Annotated in this window: 17 protein-coding genes; 10 read left to right on the top strand and 7 right to left on the bottom strand. The window is 34.0% G+C overall.

Annotation, left to right across the window (positions count from 1 at the left end; genetic code table 11):
* The 6 genes from pheT to thrS form a co-directional block, all read right to left on the bottom strand.
* On the bottom strand, positions 1-2,388 hold the full coding sequence (pheT, locus tag J3U18_RS06100) for a phenylalanine--tRNA ligase subunit beta (protein ID WP_267353244.1): 2,388 nt from the start codon (positions 2,386-2,388) through the stop codon (positions 1-3).
* Between the two features lie 16 nt (positions 2,389-2,404).
* Entirely contained in the window at positions 2,405-3,388 is a 984-nt protein-coding gene (gene pheS / locus J3U18_RS06095) for a phenylalanine--tRNA ligase subunit alpha (protein WP_267353243.1), read from the bottom strand.
* Positions 3,389-3,592: 204 nt separating this feature from the next.
* The gene (gene rplT / locus J3U18_RS06090; protein WP_024496189.1) at positions 3,593-3,946 is read right to left on the bottom strand and encodes a 50S ribosomal protein L20; all 354 of its coding nucleotides are present in this window, start codon (positions 3,944-3,946) and stop codon (positions 3,593-3,595) included.
* Between the two features lie 31 nt (positions 3,947-3,977).
* Positions 3,978-4,175 carry a 50S ribosomal protein L35 gene (gene rpmI / locus J3U18_RS06085; protein WP_034882133.1) on the bottom strand — a complete coding sequence of 66 codons (198 nt, stop codon included), beginning with the start codon at positions 4,173-4,175 and terminating at the stop codon, positions 3,978-3,980.
* A gap of 83 nt (positions 4,176-4,258) precedes the next feature.
* Positions 4,259-4,798 carry a translation initiation factor IF-3 gene (infC, locus tag J3U18_RS06080; protein WP_065562102.1) on the bottom strand — a complete coding sequence of 180 codons (540 nt, stop codon included), beginning with the start codon at positions 4,796-4,798 and terminating at the stop codon, positions 4,259-4,261.
* A 27-nt stretch (positions 4,799-4,825) separates the two neighbouring features.
* Entirely contained in the window at positions 4,826-6,751 is a 1,926-nt protein-coding gene (gene thrS, locus J3U18_RS06075; protein WP_065562103.1) for a threonine--tRNA ligase, read from the bottom strand.
* A 274-nt stretch (positions 6,752-7,025) separates the two neighbouring features.
* On the opposite strand from thrS, the gene J3U18_RS06070 reads away from it, so the two are divergent.
* A complete protein-coding gene (locus tag J3U18_RS06070) occupies positions 7,026-7,757 on the top strand; it encodes a hypothetical protein (protein WP_267353242.1) in 732 nt (243 codons plus the stop codon).
* A 93-nt stretch (positions 7,758-7,850) separates the two neighbouring features.
* Here the strand turns inward: J3U18_RS06070 and recO are convergent, their stop codons facing one another.
* Positions 7,851-8,543 (bottom strand): DNA repair protein RecO, encoded by a 693-nt coding sequence (gene recO, locus J3U18_RS06065; RefSeq protein WP_267331924.1) that lies wholly within the window; start codon positions 8,541-8,543, stop codon positions 7,851-7,853.
* 150 nt (positions 8,544-8,693) lie between these two features.
* Here recO and J3U18_RS06060 point away from each other — a divergent pair, with 150 nt between their 5' ends.
* The 9 genes from J3U18_RS06060 to J3U18_RS06020 all read left to right on the top strand — a co-directional run bounded on the left by J3U18_RS06060 (position 8,694) and on the right by J3U18_RS06020 (position 17,475).
* Positions 8,694-10,322 (top strand): Na+/H+ antiporter, encoded by a 1,629-nt coding sequence (locus J3U18_RS06060; RefSeq protein ID WP_065562106.1) that lies wholly within the window; start codon positions 8,694-8,696, stop codon positions 10,320-10,322.
* Positions 10,323-10,829: a ubiquinone anaerobic biosynthesis accessory factor UbiT gene (ubiT, locus tag J3U18_RS06055; protein WP_267353241.1), complete on the top strand. Its 507-nt coding sequence runs from the start codon at positions 10,323-10,325 to the stop codon at positions 10,827-10,829.
* Between the two features lie 260 nt (positions 10,830-11,089).
* Positions 11,090-12,151 carry an alpha/beta fold hydrolase gene (locus tag J3U18_RS06050; RefSeq protein WP_267353240.1) on the top strand — a complete coding sequence of 354 codons (1,062 nt, stop codon included), beginning with the start codon at positions 11,090-11,092 and terminating at the stop codon, positions 12,149-12,151.
* A gap of 233 nt (positions 12,152-12,384) precedes the next feature.
* A complete protein-coding gene (sbcB, locus tag J3U18_RS06045; protein ID WP_267353239.1) occupies positions 12,385-13,821 on the top strand; it encodes an exodeoxyribonuclease I in 1,437 nt (478 codons plus the stop codon).
* 106 nt (positions 13,822-13,927) lie between these two features.
* Positions 13,928-14,371: a CidA/LrgA family protein gene (locus tag J3U18_RS06040; protein ID WP_267353238.1), complete on the top strand. Its 444-nt coding sequence runs from the start codon at positions 13,928-13,930 to the stop codon at positions 14,369-14,371.
* On the top strand, positions 14,368-15,057 hold the full coding sequence (locus tag J3U18_RS06035) for a CidB/LrgB family autolysis modulator (protein WP_065562110.1): 690 nt from the start codon (positions 14,368-14,370) through the stop codon (positions 15,055-15,057). The genes J3U18_RS06040 and J3U18_RS06035 overlap by 4 nt, the downstream gene beginning before the upstream one ends.
* Position 15,058: 1 nt before the next feature.
* A complete protein-coding gene (locus J3U18_RS06030; RefSeq protein ID WP_065562111.1) occupies positions 15,059-15,706 on the top strand; it encodes an ElyC/SanA/YdcF family protein in 648 nt (215 codons plus the stop codon).
* 276 nt (positions 15,707-15,982) lie between these two features.
* Positions 15,983-16,711 carry an arginine ABC transporter ATP-binding protein ArtP gene (gene artP, locus J3U18_RS06025; protein ID WP_220226030.1) on the top strand — a complete coding sequence of 243 codons (729 nt, stop codon included), beginning with the start codon at positions 15,983-15,985 and terminating at the stop codon, positions 16,709-16,711.
* 29 nt (positions 16,712-16,740) lie between these two features.
* Entirely contained in the window at positions 16,741-17,475 is a 735-nt protein-coding gene (locus tag J3U18_RS06020) for a transporter substrate-binding domain-containing protein (protein ID WP_267353237.1), read from the top strand.
* Positions 17,476-17,482: the final 7 nt, after the last annotated feature.

Raw genomic sequence — 17,482 nt, 5'->3', positions numbered from 1 at the left:
TTATTCTCTTAATAGGGCATTGAAACGGTTTTGTAAAGCAATAACACACTTGCTTACAATGTTTGTTATATCTTCTTCTTCTAGTGTACGTGATTTGTCTTGTAAAATCAAACTGATAGCAAGGCTTTTCTGATCTTTATCTATGTTTTCACCTTGATATACATCAAATAAATTAACTCTTACAAGTTGTTCACCACCAGCATGTTTACACTCAGAAATAATATCTGCTGCTGGTATTGTGTTAGATACAACTACAGCAATATCTCGCTTATTAGACGGATATTTAGATAACTCATGAGCAACTGGTACTCTTTTATCATTAATTTTATCTAAATTTATTTCAAAAACAAGCGTTTTACTATTTAAAGATAATTTTTTTTCAATTTCTGGATGTAAAACACCAAAATTACCAATAAGCTCGCCATTCAAGTAAATAGCAGCACTTTGTCCAGGATGTAATGCATCAAGCTCTGATTTCTGGTATACAATTTTTTCATTACAACCTAAAAGAGAAAATAGTAACTCTAAGTCCCCTTTCAAATCATAAAAATCATTATTTTGTTTAGGTAATGACCAATGCTCTTCATAAAGAGTGCCAGTAAGAACACCAGCAAGCATCAATTCCTGGCGAACACCAAATTCACATGAATCATCTGGAATAAAACGTAAGCCAGTTTCAAATAATCTCATCCGAGATTGTTGGCGATTTTGATTATATATTACAGCATCTAATAACCCTGACCATAATGATAAACGCATAACTGACATTTCACTCGAAATAGGATTAGGTAATGTAATATGATGCTGCTCTGGGTGAAGAAGTTGTTGAATTTTAGGATCAACAAAACTATAAGTCACAGCCTCTTGATAACCTTTATCTACTAATAAATTTTTCACTCTAGACAAAGGGACTATATTTTCAGGTTTTGGCTTCATTACAGATTCTATTTTCAGATTCACATTAGGAATATTGTTATAGCCATAAATTCGAGCAACTTCCTCAATTAAATCCTCTTCGATTTGCAAATCAAATCGCCAACTTGGTGATTTAACAGTCCAAACATTTTCATTATAAGAAACTTCACAGCCCAATCTAACTAAAATGTCTGTAATTTTTTGAGTTTCAATTACATAACCTATAATTTGATCCACTTTATGTCTACGTAGTTGAATTGTAGCTTGAGAAGGAAGCTCTTTTTCGTTTGTAATTTCAGAGATAGGACCTACATCACCACCACAAATATCAACAATTAATTGAGTTGCTCTTTGCATAGCAGATAATTGTAAATAAGGATCAACACCACGTTCATAACGGTGAGAAGCATCAGTGTGTAAACCATATTCACGAGCTTTACCAGTTATTGCTAATGGTGCAAAAAAAGCTGATTCAAGGAAGATATCTTTTGTGGAAGTTGTTACGCCAGATTTTTCTCCCCCCATAATACCAGCCATTGCTAATACTTTTTGATGATCGGCAATAACGAGTGTTTTATCGTTTAGTTTGACTTCATTCCCGTTTAATAAAACAAGTTTTTCATCTTGATGAGCATAACGAACAATGATTCCTGAATCGATTTGCGCCAAATCAAATGCGTGCATCGGATGACCTAATTCTAATAATACATAATTAGTAATATCGACAATGGCATCAATTGAGCGAATACCACCACGGCGTAATTTCTCTTTCATCCAAAGTGGTGTTGTTGCATTAACATCAATATTTTTTATTACTCGACCAAGATAACGTGGCGCAGCTTTAGGTTCATTTATTTCAATTGACACAGTATCAGCAATAGTTGCTGGAACACTTTCAATATTAAGTTGTTTCATTGGAATATTGTTAACTGCAGAGATATCTCGGGCAACACCAATGATACCAAAACAATCAGCCCGATTAGGCGTAACACTAATCTCAATCATAACATCATTAAGATTTAGATATTTTCGGATATCTTGCCCTAAAGGTGCATCATCAGGCAATTCAATAATGCCACTATGATCTTCAGATATTCCTAATTCAGAGTAAGAACAAAGCATACCTTCTGAAGGTTCACCACGTAATTTGGCGGCTTTAATTTTAAAATCACCTGGTAGAACAGCCCCAATTGTTGCACAAGCAACAGTTAAACCCTGACGACAATTTGGTGCACCACAAACAATATCCAGTAATTCAGGCTTGCCAATATCGACTTTAGTTACACGGAGCTTATCAGCATTAGGATGTTGTTTACACTCAACTACCCTTCCAACAACGACACCTGAAAAATCACCAGCAACTTTTTCAACATCATCGACTTCTAGTCCAGCCATGGTTAATTGGTCAGCTAACATTTCGCTACTAATTTCTGGATTGATCCATTCACGTAGCCAACTTTCACTAAATTTCATGTTTTGATCTCCAGAATTAATTAAATTGTTTTAAAAAACGTAAATCATTTTCAAAGAAAGAACGCAAATCAGTGACACCGTAACGCAACATAGTTAACCTTTCAATTCCCATACCAAAGGCAAAACCATTATATATTTCAGGATCTATTCCAACATTACGTAATACATTAGGATGAACCATACCGCATCCTAAAACTTCTAACCATTTGCCATTCTTAGCCTTGATATCCACTTCTGCTGAAGGTTCTGTAAATGGAAAATATGCAGGTCTAAATCTAATTACCATATTATCCTCAAAAAAACAATGAAGAAAATCATGCAATAACCCCTTCAAATGGGTAAAACTTACATTTTTATCTATCAATAACCCTTCCATTTGGTGAAACATTGGCGTATGCGTTTGATCATAATCATTACGATAAGTTCTACCTGGAGCAATGATTCGGATTGGCGGTTTTTGATTTTCCATTGTTCTTATTTGAACTGTAGAAGTTTGTGTGCGTAATAAACGTTTTGCATCAAACCAAAATGTATCGTGATCAGCACGTGCAGGATGATGAGCAGGAATATTTAATGCATCAAAGTTATGATAATCGTCCTCGATTTCTGGGCCAGTCTCAACAACAAAGCCCAGTTCTCCAAAAAATTCAACTAAACGATTAATTGTCTTAGTAACTGGATGTAAACCACCTAATTCTAGCGACTTACCTGGTAATGTAATGTCAATTGTTTCATTTGCTAATTTTGCATTAAGAGCTTGACGCTCTAAAAAGTTGCGCTTCTGATTTAATAACTCAACAACTTGTTGCTTAGCATCATTAATTTTCTGACCTACAGCGGGGCGTTCATCAGCGGGAACATCACGTAAAGAAGCCATCTGCATTGTAAAATAGCCTTTTTTACCAAAATATTCCACTCGAATTTGTTCTATGGCATTAATATCATTAGCATTTTCAATAGCGGATTTGGCATTGCTTACCAGTTCAACTAATTGAGACATACAGTTCTCCTGCTTATTGTTTATTACATAAAAAAAGCCTCTTCTGAGGCTTTTATAATTATTTTTCGTTTTTTATTTGCCTCACGAACGAATAGCATTATTGAAGCTAAAAAAGAAACGAAAAATAACTAAATTCATAATTAACTCTTAAATAATCTTTTTATAAAACATAAAAGCCGAGATAACTCGGCTCTTATAAAGCTATTAAAGTGCAGCTTTTGCTTTTTCAACTAATGCAGCGAATGCATTTTTATCAAATACTGCAATATCTGCAAGGATCTTACGATCGATTTCAATTGAAGCTTTCTTTAAACCGTTGATGAAACGACTATAAGAAAGACCACATTGACGAGCAGCAGCATTGATACGTACAATCCATAATTGACGGAATTGACGTTTACGTTGACGACGGTCACGATAAGCATATTGTCCTGCTTTAATTACTGCTTGGAAAGCAACACGATATACACGTGAACGAGCACCATAATACCCTTTTGCTTGTTTTAAAATTTTCTTGTGACGTGCACGAGCAATAACACCACGTTTAACACGAGCCATAAACTATATCCTCTAAAAAATTAATCAATAATTAAGCGTATGGAACACACGCCACTACTAAACCTAAATCGCCTTTTGACACAGTAGTCAAACCACGTAAATGACGTTTACGCTTAGTTGATTTTTTAGTTAGGATATGGCTCTTGTTAGCTTGTTTATGCTTAAAGCCACCAGAAGCTGTTTTTTTAAAGCGCTTTGCTGCGCCTCTTACAGTTTTAATTTTAGGCATTTTATAAATTTCCACTTCGCATTGTTAATAAAAATAAAATAATGGTGTAATTTTTAGAAACTAAAAATTAACTTGGAAAACCATTACTTTTTCTTCGGCGCTAACACCATAATCATTTGACGACCTTCAATCTTAGTTGGATAAGATTCAATAACCGCCAAATCAGCTAAGTCTTCTTTAATGCGGTCAAGCATTTCAATACCTAACTGTTGGTGAGCCATTTCACGTCCACGAAAACGCAACGTAACTTTGGCTTTATCGCCATCCTCAAGAAAGCGTATCAGGCTGCGGAGTTTTACCTGATAGTCGCCTTCGTCTGTACCAGGTCGGAATTTAATTTCCTTAACCTGAACAACCTTTTGCTTCTTCTTCTGTTCTTTTGTTGCTTTACTCTTTTCATAGAGGAATTTGCCATAATCCATAATTCGACAAACAGGTGGCTCTGCATTAGGACTTATTTCAACTAAATCCAACGTTGCTTCTTCAGCTTGTTTTAAAGCTTCATCTAAGCTAACAATACCGAGCTGTTCACCATCGACGCCGGTTAACCTCACCTCGCGAGCTGTAATCTCATCGTTAATTTTGTGCGCGCGTGTTGACTGAATTCGCTTACTGACTTTAATATCTCATTCCTCCAAAGTAATTTATCATTAATTCATCTGTTCTAATGAACGACTATGAATTTCATTAAGCAATAATTCTATAACATGTTTCACTTCAAAGCTACCAAGATCTTTACCTTGGCGTGTTCTAACTGAAATTGTTCCTGATTCCATTTCTTTGTCTCCACAAACAAACATATAAGGAACACGTTTTAGAGTATGCTCACGAATTTTAAACCCTATTTTCTCATTTCTCAAGTCTGCTTTTGCTCTAATACCAACTTTTTGTAATTGGCTGGTTAATTGTTTCGCATAATCAGCTTGATTATCAGTAATATTGATAACGGCAACTTGTAATGGTGCTAACCAAGTTGGGAAGAATCCTGCACAATCTTCAGTCAAAATTCCCATAAAACGTTCCATCGAACCTAAAATCGCTCGGTGAATCATAACTGGAACATGACGTTCATTATCTTCACCTACATAAGTTGCATCTAATCTTTCTGGTAACATAAAGTCGAGTTGAACAGTACCACATTGCCATGCACGGCCTAAGCAATCATGAAGCGTAAATTCAATTTTTGGCCCATAAAATGCACCTTCGCCAGGTAAATACTCAAATTCAATACCATTTTCAGTTAAACATTCTGCTAAATCTTTCTCGGCTAAGTCCCAAGTTTCATCTTTACCAATACGTTTTTCAGGACGAGTTGATAATTTAACAGTAATGTCTTTGAAACCAAATGTGCTATACATGTCATAAACCATTTTAATACAGTTATTAACTTCACTGCGAATTTGGTTTTCAGTACAAAAGATATGTGCATCATCTTGAGTAAAACCGCGAACACGCATTAAACCATGTAATGAGCCTGACGGTTCGTTTCGGTGACAACTACCAAACTCAGCCATTCTTAGTGGTAAATCGCGATAAGATTTTAAACCTTGATTGAAAATTTGAACGTGCCCTGGGCAGTTCATCGGTTTAATACAGTATTCACGATTTTCAGATGAAGTAACAAACATCAACTCTTTATAGTTACCCCAGTGACCTGTTTTTTCCCATAAAACCCGATCCATCATAAATGGACCTTTCACTTCTTGATAATCGTATTCTTTTAGTTTAGTGCGAACAAAAACCTCAAGTTCACGGAAAATAATCCAACCATCGTTATGCCAAAACACCATACCAGGTGCTTCTTCCTGCATATGATACAAATCTAGCTGTTTACCAATTTTACGATGGTCTCGCTTAGCTGCTTCTTCTAAAAATTGTAAGTAACTATCAAGTTGTTTTTTATCAGCCCATGCTGTGCCATAAATACGTTGTAACATTTTATTATCACTATTACCCCGCCAATATGCTCCAGCAATTTTTTGTAATTTAAAATGATGGCAAAAACGCATATTCGGCACATGTGGCCCGCGGCACATGTCAATATATTCTTCATGGTGATAAAGTGCAGGAGTAGAATCTTTTGGAATATTCTCATCTAAAATAGCAATTTTATATGGTTCATGACGCTCCCAGAATACTTCTCTAGCACGTTCCCAACTTACTACTTCTTTTATAACTTCATAATCTTTCTTAGCCAATTCATGCATACGCTTTTCTAGAGCATCAAGATCTTCCTGAGTTAGAGAGTGATCTAAATCGACATCGTAATAAAAGCCGTTATCAATCGTTGGACCAATTGCCATTTGCGTATTTGGCCAAAGTTGTTTAATTGCATGCCCCAACAAATGAGCGCAAGAGTGACGAATTATTTCAAGCCCATCTTCATCTTTTGATGTAATAATAGATAAAGTTGAATCTTGCTCAATTAAATCACAAGCATCTTTACGTTCACCATTTACTCGCCCAGCAATACATGCTTTGGCAAGACCAGCTCCAATACTTTGAGCAACTTCTAAAACAGTAACAGGCTTATCAAATTGACGTTGACTTCCGTCAGGAAGAGTAATAATTGGCATAATAAATCCTTATAACAGTGGTGCGCCACACGAAAGCGCACATGCGTACATAAAAAATAGTTGTGTATACTACCACTTATCTTAAGGATTTTAAATAGAATACCGAGGGTTTATCACAGATTTTATTATAATAATTTAATAACACTTAATTAGTCATAATTAATTATAAATAGCTGAAATGAAACATAGCCAGCAAAAAAATATTATATATAATAATATAATGTATTAAGATAAATATGTTTAACTACATAATATATAAAGGAATATGAAAGTAATGCATAAAAAATATTTTATCGCTATTTTATCTTTATTAACTTTAATTGTAACTGGATGCCAATCTTATCGTAATAGTGGTGTTGCATCATCTAATACTGTTACAGAAAGTGCTAATAAAAGCTTAGGGACTCAATGGGGAGATGGCATTGAATCGCATGTTCAGCAAGTAAGTATGAAACGTACCAGTTTTTACCCTATTGATATTATTACTATCAATTATTCAGCACATCAATATAATGGAAAAGCAATTTCAGAAGTTATGTTGAATAATGGCAGAGTTGGTATGGCTTTCCTTGATGATCGTGGCAAAAAATGGCCATTAACTAAACAAAATAACAACGTTAAGTTACAAGGTAAAGTAGGACAAAGTTACCGATTATTCTATCGTAATTACTCTTCTAATACCTATGAAATTGTAGCAACTATTGATGGATTAGACGTTATTAATGGTAAAGCTGGTTCATTATCAAACAATGGCTATATTTTAAGACCACATGGCACACTTGTGATTGAAGGCTTCCGTAAAAGTAATAATGAAGTAGCTGCTTTTACTTTTTCTGACAGCTCTAGTGCTTATGCTAATCATAATAGTGAAGGTTCAGCAACAAATATAGGTGTAATAGGCACGGCAATATTCCAGTTAGAGGATAATAGTAGAAACTATCAAAAATTAAGTCCAAATGCTTTTCCTGCTGATAATGGTAATTATGCCAAACCTCCGGTTTATTAATTTATGATTAATCATCTTTCCGTCAACATTGTTGACGGAATAGATCTGATACATTTTACATAAAGTACCGTTTAAATTAAGTTAAAAGACAAATTATATTTTTAAAAATAATTCTCTACTTTTAAATGGTTTTGCACCAACATAAGGTTTTAACGCCATCCTTGTAAAACGTTTTGCCGCTTTAAGTGTATCGATATTGTGAAATTGCCTTTTCCCTAAAGCTAAGACTTCTTCACCAGTGAAAGCGGTACTATTTTGTAACAAACTACAAATAAAACCTTTTTCTGAAATATATTGATAATGCATAGATTCAACAATATCGTCACCTGTTGCACTGCAATGAAAAAAATCAACGTGATAACCCAAATTTTCAAGTAAGGACAATTCAAATGCTCGTAACACGTTTTCAGCAGGAACTTGTTGGGCTAATTGTTGTATACTTGCTAGATAATCATCAAACAACGTAGTTATTTCGGTTTCGGCGACTAAAACACGGTGTAATAGTTCATTTAAATAAAAGGCGCTATATAAATAAACAGAAACAAGAGGTAAAGTAAGGGAAACAGCCTCAACTTGACGTAAAGTTTTTATTTCTCCATGACCTGAATATTGAACAATTAGTGGAGTAAAAGGTTGTAAAACACCTTTTAATGCAGAGCGTTTACGCCTAGCACCTTTTGCTAAAATGGTTACTTTCCCAACATTTTCAACGAATAAATCGACTAGCAAACTGCTTTCACTGTATGTTCTGGTATGTAATACAAATGCTCTTCGCCAATTTTCCATCTAACCTGCCCATTAATTAAATTATTACTTTTTTTGATCAATAATAGAGATTGCTTAAAATTTGAGTGATTTTATACAATTTTAACCTGAAATATTCTTAAAAATCCTATATAATAGATAACTATATATGGGATAACTAAAAGAGTAGCTATGGAACTATTTTCAACAATATTACTAATAGTATTAATTGTATCACTTTCTGGTGTCATTATAAAAATGTTACCAATACAGATCCCATTGCCTCTAATGCAAATACTACTAGGTAGTATTCTTGCCGCATTAGGTATTTATTTAGAGTTTAACTCAGACCTATTTCTTGTACTGTTCATTCCTCCTTTACTATTTGCTGATGGACGTAAAACTTCTGTAAAAGATTTTGTCCATAATGTACGAGAAATTGTAGGGCTAGCCTTGGTTCTAGTGGTTATATCAATTGTTGCTCTGGGTTACTTACTACATTGGATGCTACCAGATATTTCAATGCCAGCCGTATTTGCATTAGCAGCAGTATTATCACCTACCGATGCCGTCGCACTTAGTGGTATTGTCGGTAAAGGACGAATTGAAAAAGAGAAGATGGAAATCATTGAAGGTGAAGCCTTAATGAATGACGCTTCTGGCCTTGTTTCCTTAAAATTTGCACTTGCAATTGCAGCTGGTGCATTTGAATTCAACTTATTACAAATCAGTATATCCTTCTTCGTGGTTGCTTTAGGTGGATTAGCTGTTGGGGTGATATTCACTTGGTTATATGCTCGTATTTTGCGTAAAATAAACCAACTAACAAACAATGATCCCGCAATCCAAATCGTACTATTATTCTTACTACCATTTGCCGCTTATATCATTGCTGAAGAATGTCACTGTTCCGGTATTTTAGCTGCAGTAAGTGCTGGTATGACAGTTAACCACTCAGGAATGATGCGTAATGCACCTTTAACAACTCGCTTACAATCTGATAGTGCATGGTCAATGTTAACGTTCGTATTCAATGGATTTGTTTTTGTTCTATTAGGTATTCAGCTTCCAAGTATTTTAAAAAATACATTTGCTGAAAACCAAACCGATGCATCAATTGAATTATGGCAACTATGCTTAATTGTATTGTTCGTTTTTATAGTATTAATGGGCACTCGATTTGCTTGGCTTTGGGCTATGAAAAAAATGCCAACAATGCCATTTGGCACAAAGCGTCCATTAGCATTTAATTCATATACCACACGTGATTTATGGATATCTACTTTTGCTGGTGTCCGCGGAGCGATAACACTAGCCGGTGTATTATCTATTCCAATAACTATTGCGGGCAGATATCAACTAGTATTTATTGCTGCTGGTATTATATTAGTATCATTAATATCCGCTATTATCATGTTACCAATTTTATTACGAGGTAGTGTGATCTTGGATAACTCCGAACAAGACAACGAAATATTAACCGTAAAAGGACAAATGGCTGAAGAAGCTATCGTTAGTCTTGAAAAAATGCAAACTAGCCTTTTACAAGAAACGTCTGAAGAAGGCCTAGATCAAGAAATTATCCACGAAGTTGGTTCACGTGTTATAGGTTCATTAAGACGTCGAACTGGCTTAAAAGATTTAGAACAAAAAGCTCTTGAAGCTGAAAATCTAGAAAGACGTATGCGTTTAGTCGCAATTGGGGCGGAGCGCACCGCATTACTTCAAATGAAAGTTCGTGATGAAGTTAGTGAAGAAGTTTTCGAGCATCTAAATACCGATTTAGATATTTATGAGAAGATGATCTCTGGAGATGCGTAAATGATTGGCAATAAACACCAATTTCTAGGAAGAATTCATTCACAATTTGTCGATAAAGCGCCACAAATGTTGGGTATGACATTACAATGTATACCCTTTAGCGTAAAAAAAAGAGCTATTGAACAATTATTACAATTGCAATTCAAACATTCACTTGAAGATGGCGAGCTAGATTTTTTAGAAAATCGTTGGCTCAAAATCCAAGTTATCGATCTTCAATTAGTCTGGTTTGTCAGCTTAATTGATAACAAACTTGTGGTTAGCCGCGAAGAAATACCTGATGTAAGCTTCATCGGCAATGCCAATGACTTAATAATGATAGCAACTAGACGACAAGATCCTGATACATTATTTTTTCAACGTCGACTCATTGTTGAAGGCGATACTGAATTAGGGCTCTATGTGAAAAACTTGATGGACTCGATTGAAATCGAAGCTATGCCAAGGTTCTTAAGATTAACTCTCGAAAAGCTAGCTGATATCATCGAAAGCGCATCCAAAGACTAAAAATTCTATTAAATAACTTCAAGAAAGGGAATTGATAATTCCCTTTTTACTAACTTAAAGAACTTTCCGTTTATACTTAAAATTCATTTTCAAATTTAATTATTTAATGTAAATAAACGTATTTTTATTGGATGACTATCATCTAATAAATTATTATAGAAACTAACGTTGGAAAAAATTCATTCAACGTAAATATTGCCTTCCTACCCTATCTCTTACACATATGATTCATAACGTAATTATGAAGGAGAGAGCCACATATGAATAATATAAAAAAAGCGCTACTATTTTTTATTTTTCTTGTTTTCGCATCGCAAGGATATTGTTCCGAGTTCTATAACCGAAAAGAAGGTGATTATATTATTGATAAACTTAAATTTAATGATGGTAACACAATTAAAAACCTGAAAATTCATTATGTGACTATCGGCGACCCTAAAGGAAAGCCAGTATTAGTTTTACATGGCACAACTGGCAATGGAGATTCAATGCTTAATGACAGTTTTGGTCATGCCTTATTCGATAAAGGAATGCCGTTGGATGCTGAAAAATATTTCATAATATTGCCTGATGCTATTGGTACAGGTCAATCTTCGAAACCCTCTGACGGTTTGAAAGGAAACTTTCCTCATTATGATTATACCGACATGGTTAATGCTCAATACCTACTTTTGAAAAAAGGTTTAAATATAGATAATCTTGAACTTATTATTGGTAACTCGATGGGTGGAATGAATACATGGCAATGGGTAACGATGTATCCTAATTACATGAAAGCAGCAATTGCAATGGCAGCAACCCCTGCGCCAATGTCTAGTCGAAATTGGATAATGAGAAAGATGATCATTAATTCAATTAAAGACGATCCTGATTGGAATAATGGCTTTTATAGCAAACAACCTGAAAAATTCCAAACTGTTTATAATTATTACGATATCGCAACAAATGGAGGTGATATTGCCTGGCAAAATAAAGCTTACAACACCCAGAAAACAGAAGAAATATTAGCAAATAAGTTAAAAGAACGAACAACAATGGACGCGAATGATTTTTTATATCAATGGGATGCAGCCAGAAACTTTGATCCAACAAAAGAGCTAACAAAAATTAAAGCATTTATGTTAGTTATCAATTCAGAAGATGATGAAAGAAATCCACCAAACACAGGTTTAATGGAAAAAGTCCTCAAGGATGTTGTTGCTGCTAAATATTATCTAATTCCAGCAAGTGATAAAACCCGAGGCCATGGTACAACCATGAATGCTGAATTATGGATAGAAGAGTTAAAAATATTTCTAAAAGAACTCGATAGTTATTACTAAGTTAGGATATTTAAAACAAGTGAATATATTATTATATTCACTTGTTTATTTAAGCTTATCTTCCAATAATTATATTTTATCCCACATTACTCTCATTAAATCTGATATAATAAAAACTATATAACTATCGATATTTAGTTAATATTTTTCAAATCAGACTTGAAAATCATCCTATAACCGATAAACAAAACGGCTTGATTTAATAAATTAAAACACAAAAAAATTATAAAATAATGAAAAATAACTCACAGCAGATAACCTTTTATTTTCACGATTATGAAACTTTTGGCATAAATCCAGCTTTAGATCGCCCTGCTCAGTTTGCTGGTGTTCGAACTGACAGTGATTTTAATATTATTGAAGAACCTTTAGTCATCTATTGTCAAATAGCCCAAGATTATCTTCCCAACCCTGAAGCTGTGCTAATAACTGGAATAACACCACAAAAAGCAAATCAAAAAGGGATATGTGAAGCCGAATTCACAAAACAAATACATGAAGCATTTAGCCAACCTAACACGTGTATCTTAGGCTATAATAATATTCGTTTTGATGATGAAGTGACTCGCAACATCTTATACCGTAACTTTTATGACCCTTATGCTTATAGTTGGAGAAACGGTAATTCAAGATGGGACCTACTAGATGTCGTCCGAGCTTGTTATGCATTAAGACCGGAAGGGATTAATTGGCCAATAAATGAATCTGGTTTCCCTAGTTTTCGATTAGAAGATCTCACTAAAGCTAATAATATTAAACATGAACATGCACATGATGCTATGTCTGATGTCTACGCCACCATTGCGATGGCAAAATTAATTAAGCAAGTGCAACCAAAGTTATTCAATTACTTCTTCACACTACGTAATAAAAATAAAGTTGTCGAGCTTATCGATATTGCCAACATGACACCAATAATTCACGTTTCTGGCATGTTAGGTAGTTATCGCGGAAACATGTCATTAGTTAGCCCTATTGCATGGCACGCAAACAAAAAAAATGCAGTGATTGTTTGTGATCTTACTGGAGATATCGATTCACTGATTAATTTACCAGTCGAAACTATTCGAGAGAAACTCTACACTAAAACTGAAGATCTTGATGTTGATGAACAACGTATCCCATTAAAACTAATTCATATTAACAAATGCCCAATTATTGCGCCATTGAGCACACTATTACCCGATAATGCAAAGCGTTTCGATCTTGATAAACAAAAATGCTTAGAAAATCAACAAAAACTACTGGAAAATCAAAGTTTATTACAAAGTAAAATGCGTGAACTATTTGGCATGGATAATGAATACTCAAATAACAATAGTGATGTCGATGCGCAAATATATGCAGGCTTTTTAAATGGAAATGATTTATTAAATTGTGAAACGATTCGAACTACTCCGCCCCAATTATTAGATAGTTTATCGTTAACTTTTGATGATCCAAGATTAGCAAAATTACTGTTTCGTTATAAAGCTAGAAACTATCCAGAAACGTTAACTGAACAAGAGTTACGAATCTGGCAAGATCATTGTCGTGATAAACTAGATGCAACTAAAGTTCAGGATTATATGCAAACCCTTGAACAACTTGCTGAGATTTATATACAAAAACCTGAAAAGCTGGCATTACTAAAACAACTATATCAATATTGTCATTATTTAGTTGGATAATTAAATGTTACGGGCGTATCATATACGCCTGTTCAAAGTACAATGCCATCTCTTACTATAGAATTGGTAATCATAATTTAAGTTTTAAACAATTAGCATTTAATTTATGAAACACTTTTTAGCCAAACATGCAACCATTAAGCATCGACTTTATTCTTTATACTACACACTATTTAGCTACGGTCGAGGCTTGATTATCCTGACCATTTGCTTATGGGTAGGAAATGTCGTATCTGCAATCTTACCAATCATGATCCCTGGAAGTATTATTGGTTTATTGATTTTGTTCATTTTATTAACTTTTCAATTAATACCAACGTGTTGGATAAAAAATAGCTGTAATCTTTTCATGCGATACATGACGGTGCTCTTTATTCCTGCGGCGATGGGGATAATGGATAATTATTCATTACTCTTAGATAATTGGATACCGATAATTTTTGCTAGTATTGGTGGTTCAGTTATTGTCTTATATTTAACCGCTTTTTTAACTGAACATCTGCATAAAAAAGTCGTTAAAACCTACGATAATAGGGAGAACCAACCATGATATGGATGCTACCATTAACCGTTTTGGTTTTTTTAATTATTAGAAGAATCTCATTTAAAATTAAAAATCCGTTATTTAACCCATTAGTCATTTCGGTTATTGTATTAATCCCTATTTTATTAATAACAAATACCGAGTATGTTGAATATGTTAAAAACGTAAAAATTATTAACGATCTACTCCCTTACTCTGTCGTTGCTTTGGCTTATCCTTTATATGAACTAATTCCACAAATAAAAGCCCGTTGGAAGTCAATCATGATTATCACCTTCACTGCCTCCATAGCGTCTATGGTAACCGGTGTGTTTATTGCATTATGGTTAGGTGGAAGTAAAGAAATTGCTGCATCAGTATTACCTAAATCAGTGACAACAGCCATCGCGGTCACCATCGCTGATAATGAGGGTGGCGTTCAATCAATCGCTGCATTATGCGTAATACTTGTTGGAACACTAGGCGGTATTTTTGGTCATCAATTATTGAACGTTGCTAAAATAAAAACACCTTCAGCAAGAGGATTATCAATTGGTGCAGTATCTCATGCTGTAGGTACAGCGCGTTGTATTGAAGTCAATTATAACGAAGGGGCTTATAGCTCCCTATCTCTAGTTTTATGTGGTATTATGACCTCATTAACAGCACCATTTTTATTCCCAATAATGGTATTTATTTTTGATTGGTTTTAGTATGAAGTTAAAAAAACTTATTGCTTATTTTATTGCTTTTTTTTCATTACTACTTGCCTTAGTAATTGGACTCGACTTTTGGATAAGCTATAAGACAGCACCTTACATTTATCACGATGAAAACAAACTTCCCTACCGAACAATTGGTGTTGTATTAGGAACCTCTAAATATGTAAAAAATGGCGGAATCAATGGTTTTTATCGCAGCCGAATAGATGGTGCGATTGATCTGTATTGGCAAGGTAAAGTTGATTATTTATTGCTAAGTGGCGACAATGCGCAATTAAATTATAACGAGCCAATTATGATGCAGAAAGATCTTATAAAAGCTGGCATACCGAAAGAAGCCATTGTATTAGATTATGCAGGTTTTCGAACCTTCGATTCAATTGTTCGTGCAAATAAAGTCTTTGACGCAGATGAATTTACTATTATTACTCAAGAATTCCATTGTGAACGAGCAATGTTTATTGCGTTAGCGCAAGGTATTCAAGCTCAATGTTTTGCTGTCCCTGCGCCCAAAAGCATGAAGTTAGTTCGAATTAGAGAGATGTTTGCACGAGTAAGTGCTTTTATTGATCTTTACATCCTGAACAAAGAACCTAAATTTCTTGGTCCTACTATCCCAATTATTAATAATCAAAATTAATAAAAAAACTTCCAAAAAAGTTGAGGAACGGGGTTTTTGAAATTAGATTTATGAGCAAATACCTCAAATTATTATTTCATTTTTATACTTTTGTAAAACCCTAATTACAGATAAAGATAAATCGATATAAAAACGATTATAAAAAAAAGTTGAGGAGCCGGGTTTTTAGCTTAAAAATCAGGCTAAAATATCGTTGTCTAATAATTTAGATTGCATTTTTATGCAAAAAAAAGTAATATTTAGTCAATTAAAATTTAAATAGTTTATCTAATACTAATGAATATCGAATTAAACCATATTAACTGTTTTTATGGTAAACATCAGGCATTAAATGATGTCTCTTTATGTTACCCTTTAGGTGAAACAATTGTTTTACTTGGTCAGAGCGGTGCAGGTAAAAGTTCTTTACTAAAAGTGTTTAACTTACTTGAAATACCAACGTCTGGTGAAATGACAATTGCGGATTCACATTTTGATTTTTCAAAAAAAATAAGTGAATCAACTATTCGAACTTTACGCAAAAATGTTGGCATGGTTTTTCAAAATTACAACTTATGGCCACATTTAACTGTTTTAGAGAACTTAATTGAAGCCCCTTGCCAAGTTTTAAAACTATCGAAAAAAGAAGCAAGTGAAAAAGCCATGTCAATTTTGGCTCGCTTACAAATTGATGAAATGGCCCATCGTTACCCTCTTCACCTTTCAGGTGGTCAACAGCAACGAGTGGCTATTGCGAGAGCCTTAATGATGGAACCTAAAATTTTGCTATTTGATGAGCCAACAGCAGCTTTAGATCCTGCAATCACATCTCAAATTGCAGAAATCATTAATGAACTGTCACAGACAGGAATTACACAGATTATTGTTACGCATGAAGTCGATTTTGCTCGTAAAGTTGCTTCACAAGTGATTTACATGGAACATGGTAAGATTGTTGAACAAGGTCAAATTGAGTGTTTTGCTCATCCAAAAACTGAAGAGTTCAAAGCTTATCTATCTCATTAATATTAATAAAAATCTGATTGGGTGGATATATGAAAAAAACATTACTAGCTATTATACTTGCAGGATCTGCATTTGCAGTTCAAGCAACAGAAACGTTAACCATTGGTACCGAAGCGACTTATGCACCTTTCGAATTTACTAATGATAAAAACGAAATCATCGGTTTTGATATTGACGTCATGAATAAACTTTGTGATGAAATGAAAGTAACTTGTAACATTGTAAATCAATCATTTGATGGATTAATTCCTAGTTTAAAAACTCGTCGCATCGATGCTGCTATTGCTGGTATTGATGTTACACCTGAACGTCAAAAGCAAGTTGCTTTTACAAAAATCTATTATGATGATAGCTCAATCCAATTTGTTACTTTAAAAGATTCCTTAACAAGTCTTGATCAGCTAAAAGGTAAGAAAGTTGGTATTCAAAAAGGTACAACTTATTTAAAATATTTAAATGAAAAATATCCTGATGTTAAAGCAGTAAGCTATGATAGCTACCAATTTGCTTTCTTAGATTTAAAAGCTAAACGTATTGATGCTATTGTTTCAAGCTCTTTTGTTGCTGGTGAATGGTTAGGTAAAGATGCTGATATCGTTGCTTTAGGCGATAAAATTACCGATCATGAATTTTTTGGTGAAGGTTTAGGTATTGCTTTACGTCAAGGCAATGATCAATTACTTGAACAATTTAATCAGGCAATCGATAAACTAAAAGCAAATGGCGAATTAGATGCTATTTATAAAAAATGGTTTAGTAAATAATTATTAA

It is taken from the genome of Gilliamella sp. B3482 (assembly GCF_026536805.1).
In the GTDB taxonomy this organism is placed as follows: domain Bacteria; phylum Pseudomonadota; class Gammaproteobacteria; order Enterobacterales; family Orbaceae; genus Gilliamella; species Gilliamella apicola_E.
This window is presented reverse-complemented; position numbering and strand designations above follow the sequence as displayed.

Bases quoted from the DNA above. Each gene is read 5' to 3' on its own strand.
- pheT (WP_267353244.1), bottom strand. From the start codon at position 2,388: ATGAAATTTAGTGAAAGTTGGCTACGTGAATGGATCAATCCAGAAATT.
- pheS (WP_267353243.1), bottom strand. From the start codon at position 3,388: ATGTCTCAATTAGTTGAACTGGTAAGCAATGCCAAATCCGCTATTGAA.
- rplT (WP_024496189.1), bottom strand. From the start codon at position 3,946: ATGGCTCGTGTTAAACGTGGTGTTATTGCTCGTGCACGTCACAAGAAA.
- rpmI (WP_034882133.1), bottom strand. From the start codon at position 4,175: ATGCCTAAAATTAAAACTGTAAGAGGCGCAGCAAAGCGCTTTAAAAAA.
- thrS (WP_065562103.1), bottom strand. From the start codon at position 6,751: ATGCCAATTATTACTCTTCCTGACGGAAGTCAACGTCAATTTGATAAG.
- J3U18_RS06070 (WP_267353242.1), top strand. From the start codon at position 7,026: ATGCATAAAAAATATTTTATCGCTATTTTATCTTTATTAACTTTAATT.
- recO (WP_267331924.1), bottom strand. From the start codon at position 8,543: ATGGAAAATTGGCGAAGAGCATTTGTATTACATACCAGAACATACAGT.
- J3U18_RS06060 (WP_065562106.1), top strand. From the start codon at position 8,694: ATGGAACTATTTTCAACAATATTACTAATAGTATTAATTGTATCACTT.
- ubiT (WP_267353241.1), top strand. From the start codon at position 10,323: ATGATTGGCAATAAACACCAATTTCTAGGAAGAATTCATTCACAATTT.
- J3U18_RS06050 (WP_267353240.1), top strand. From the start codon at position 11,090: ATGAATAATATAAAAAAAGCGCTACTATTTTTTATTTTTCTTGTTTTC.
- sbcB (WP_267353239.1), top strand. From the start codon at position 12,385: ATGAAAAATAACTCACAGCAGATAACCTTTTATTTTCACGATTATGAA.
- J3U18_RS06040 (WP_267353238.1), top strand. From the start codon at position 13,928: ATGAAACACTTTTTAGCCAAACATGCAACCATTAAGCATCGACTTTAT.
- J3U18_RS06035 (WP_065562110.1), top strand. From the start codon at position 14,368: ATGATATGGATGCTACCATTAACCGTTTTGGTTTTTTTAATTATTAGA.
- J3U18_RS06030 (WP_065562111.1), top strand. From the start codon at position 15,059: ATGAAGTTAAAAAAACTTATTGCTTATTTTATTGCTTTTTTTTCATTA.
- artP (WP_220226030.1), top strand. From the start codon at position 15,983: ATGAATATCGAATTAAACCATATTAACTGTTTTTATGGTAAACATCAG.
- J3U18_RS06020 (WP_267353237.1), top strand. From the start codon at position 16,741: ATGAAAAAAACATTACTAGCTATTATACTTGCAGGATCTGCATTTGCA.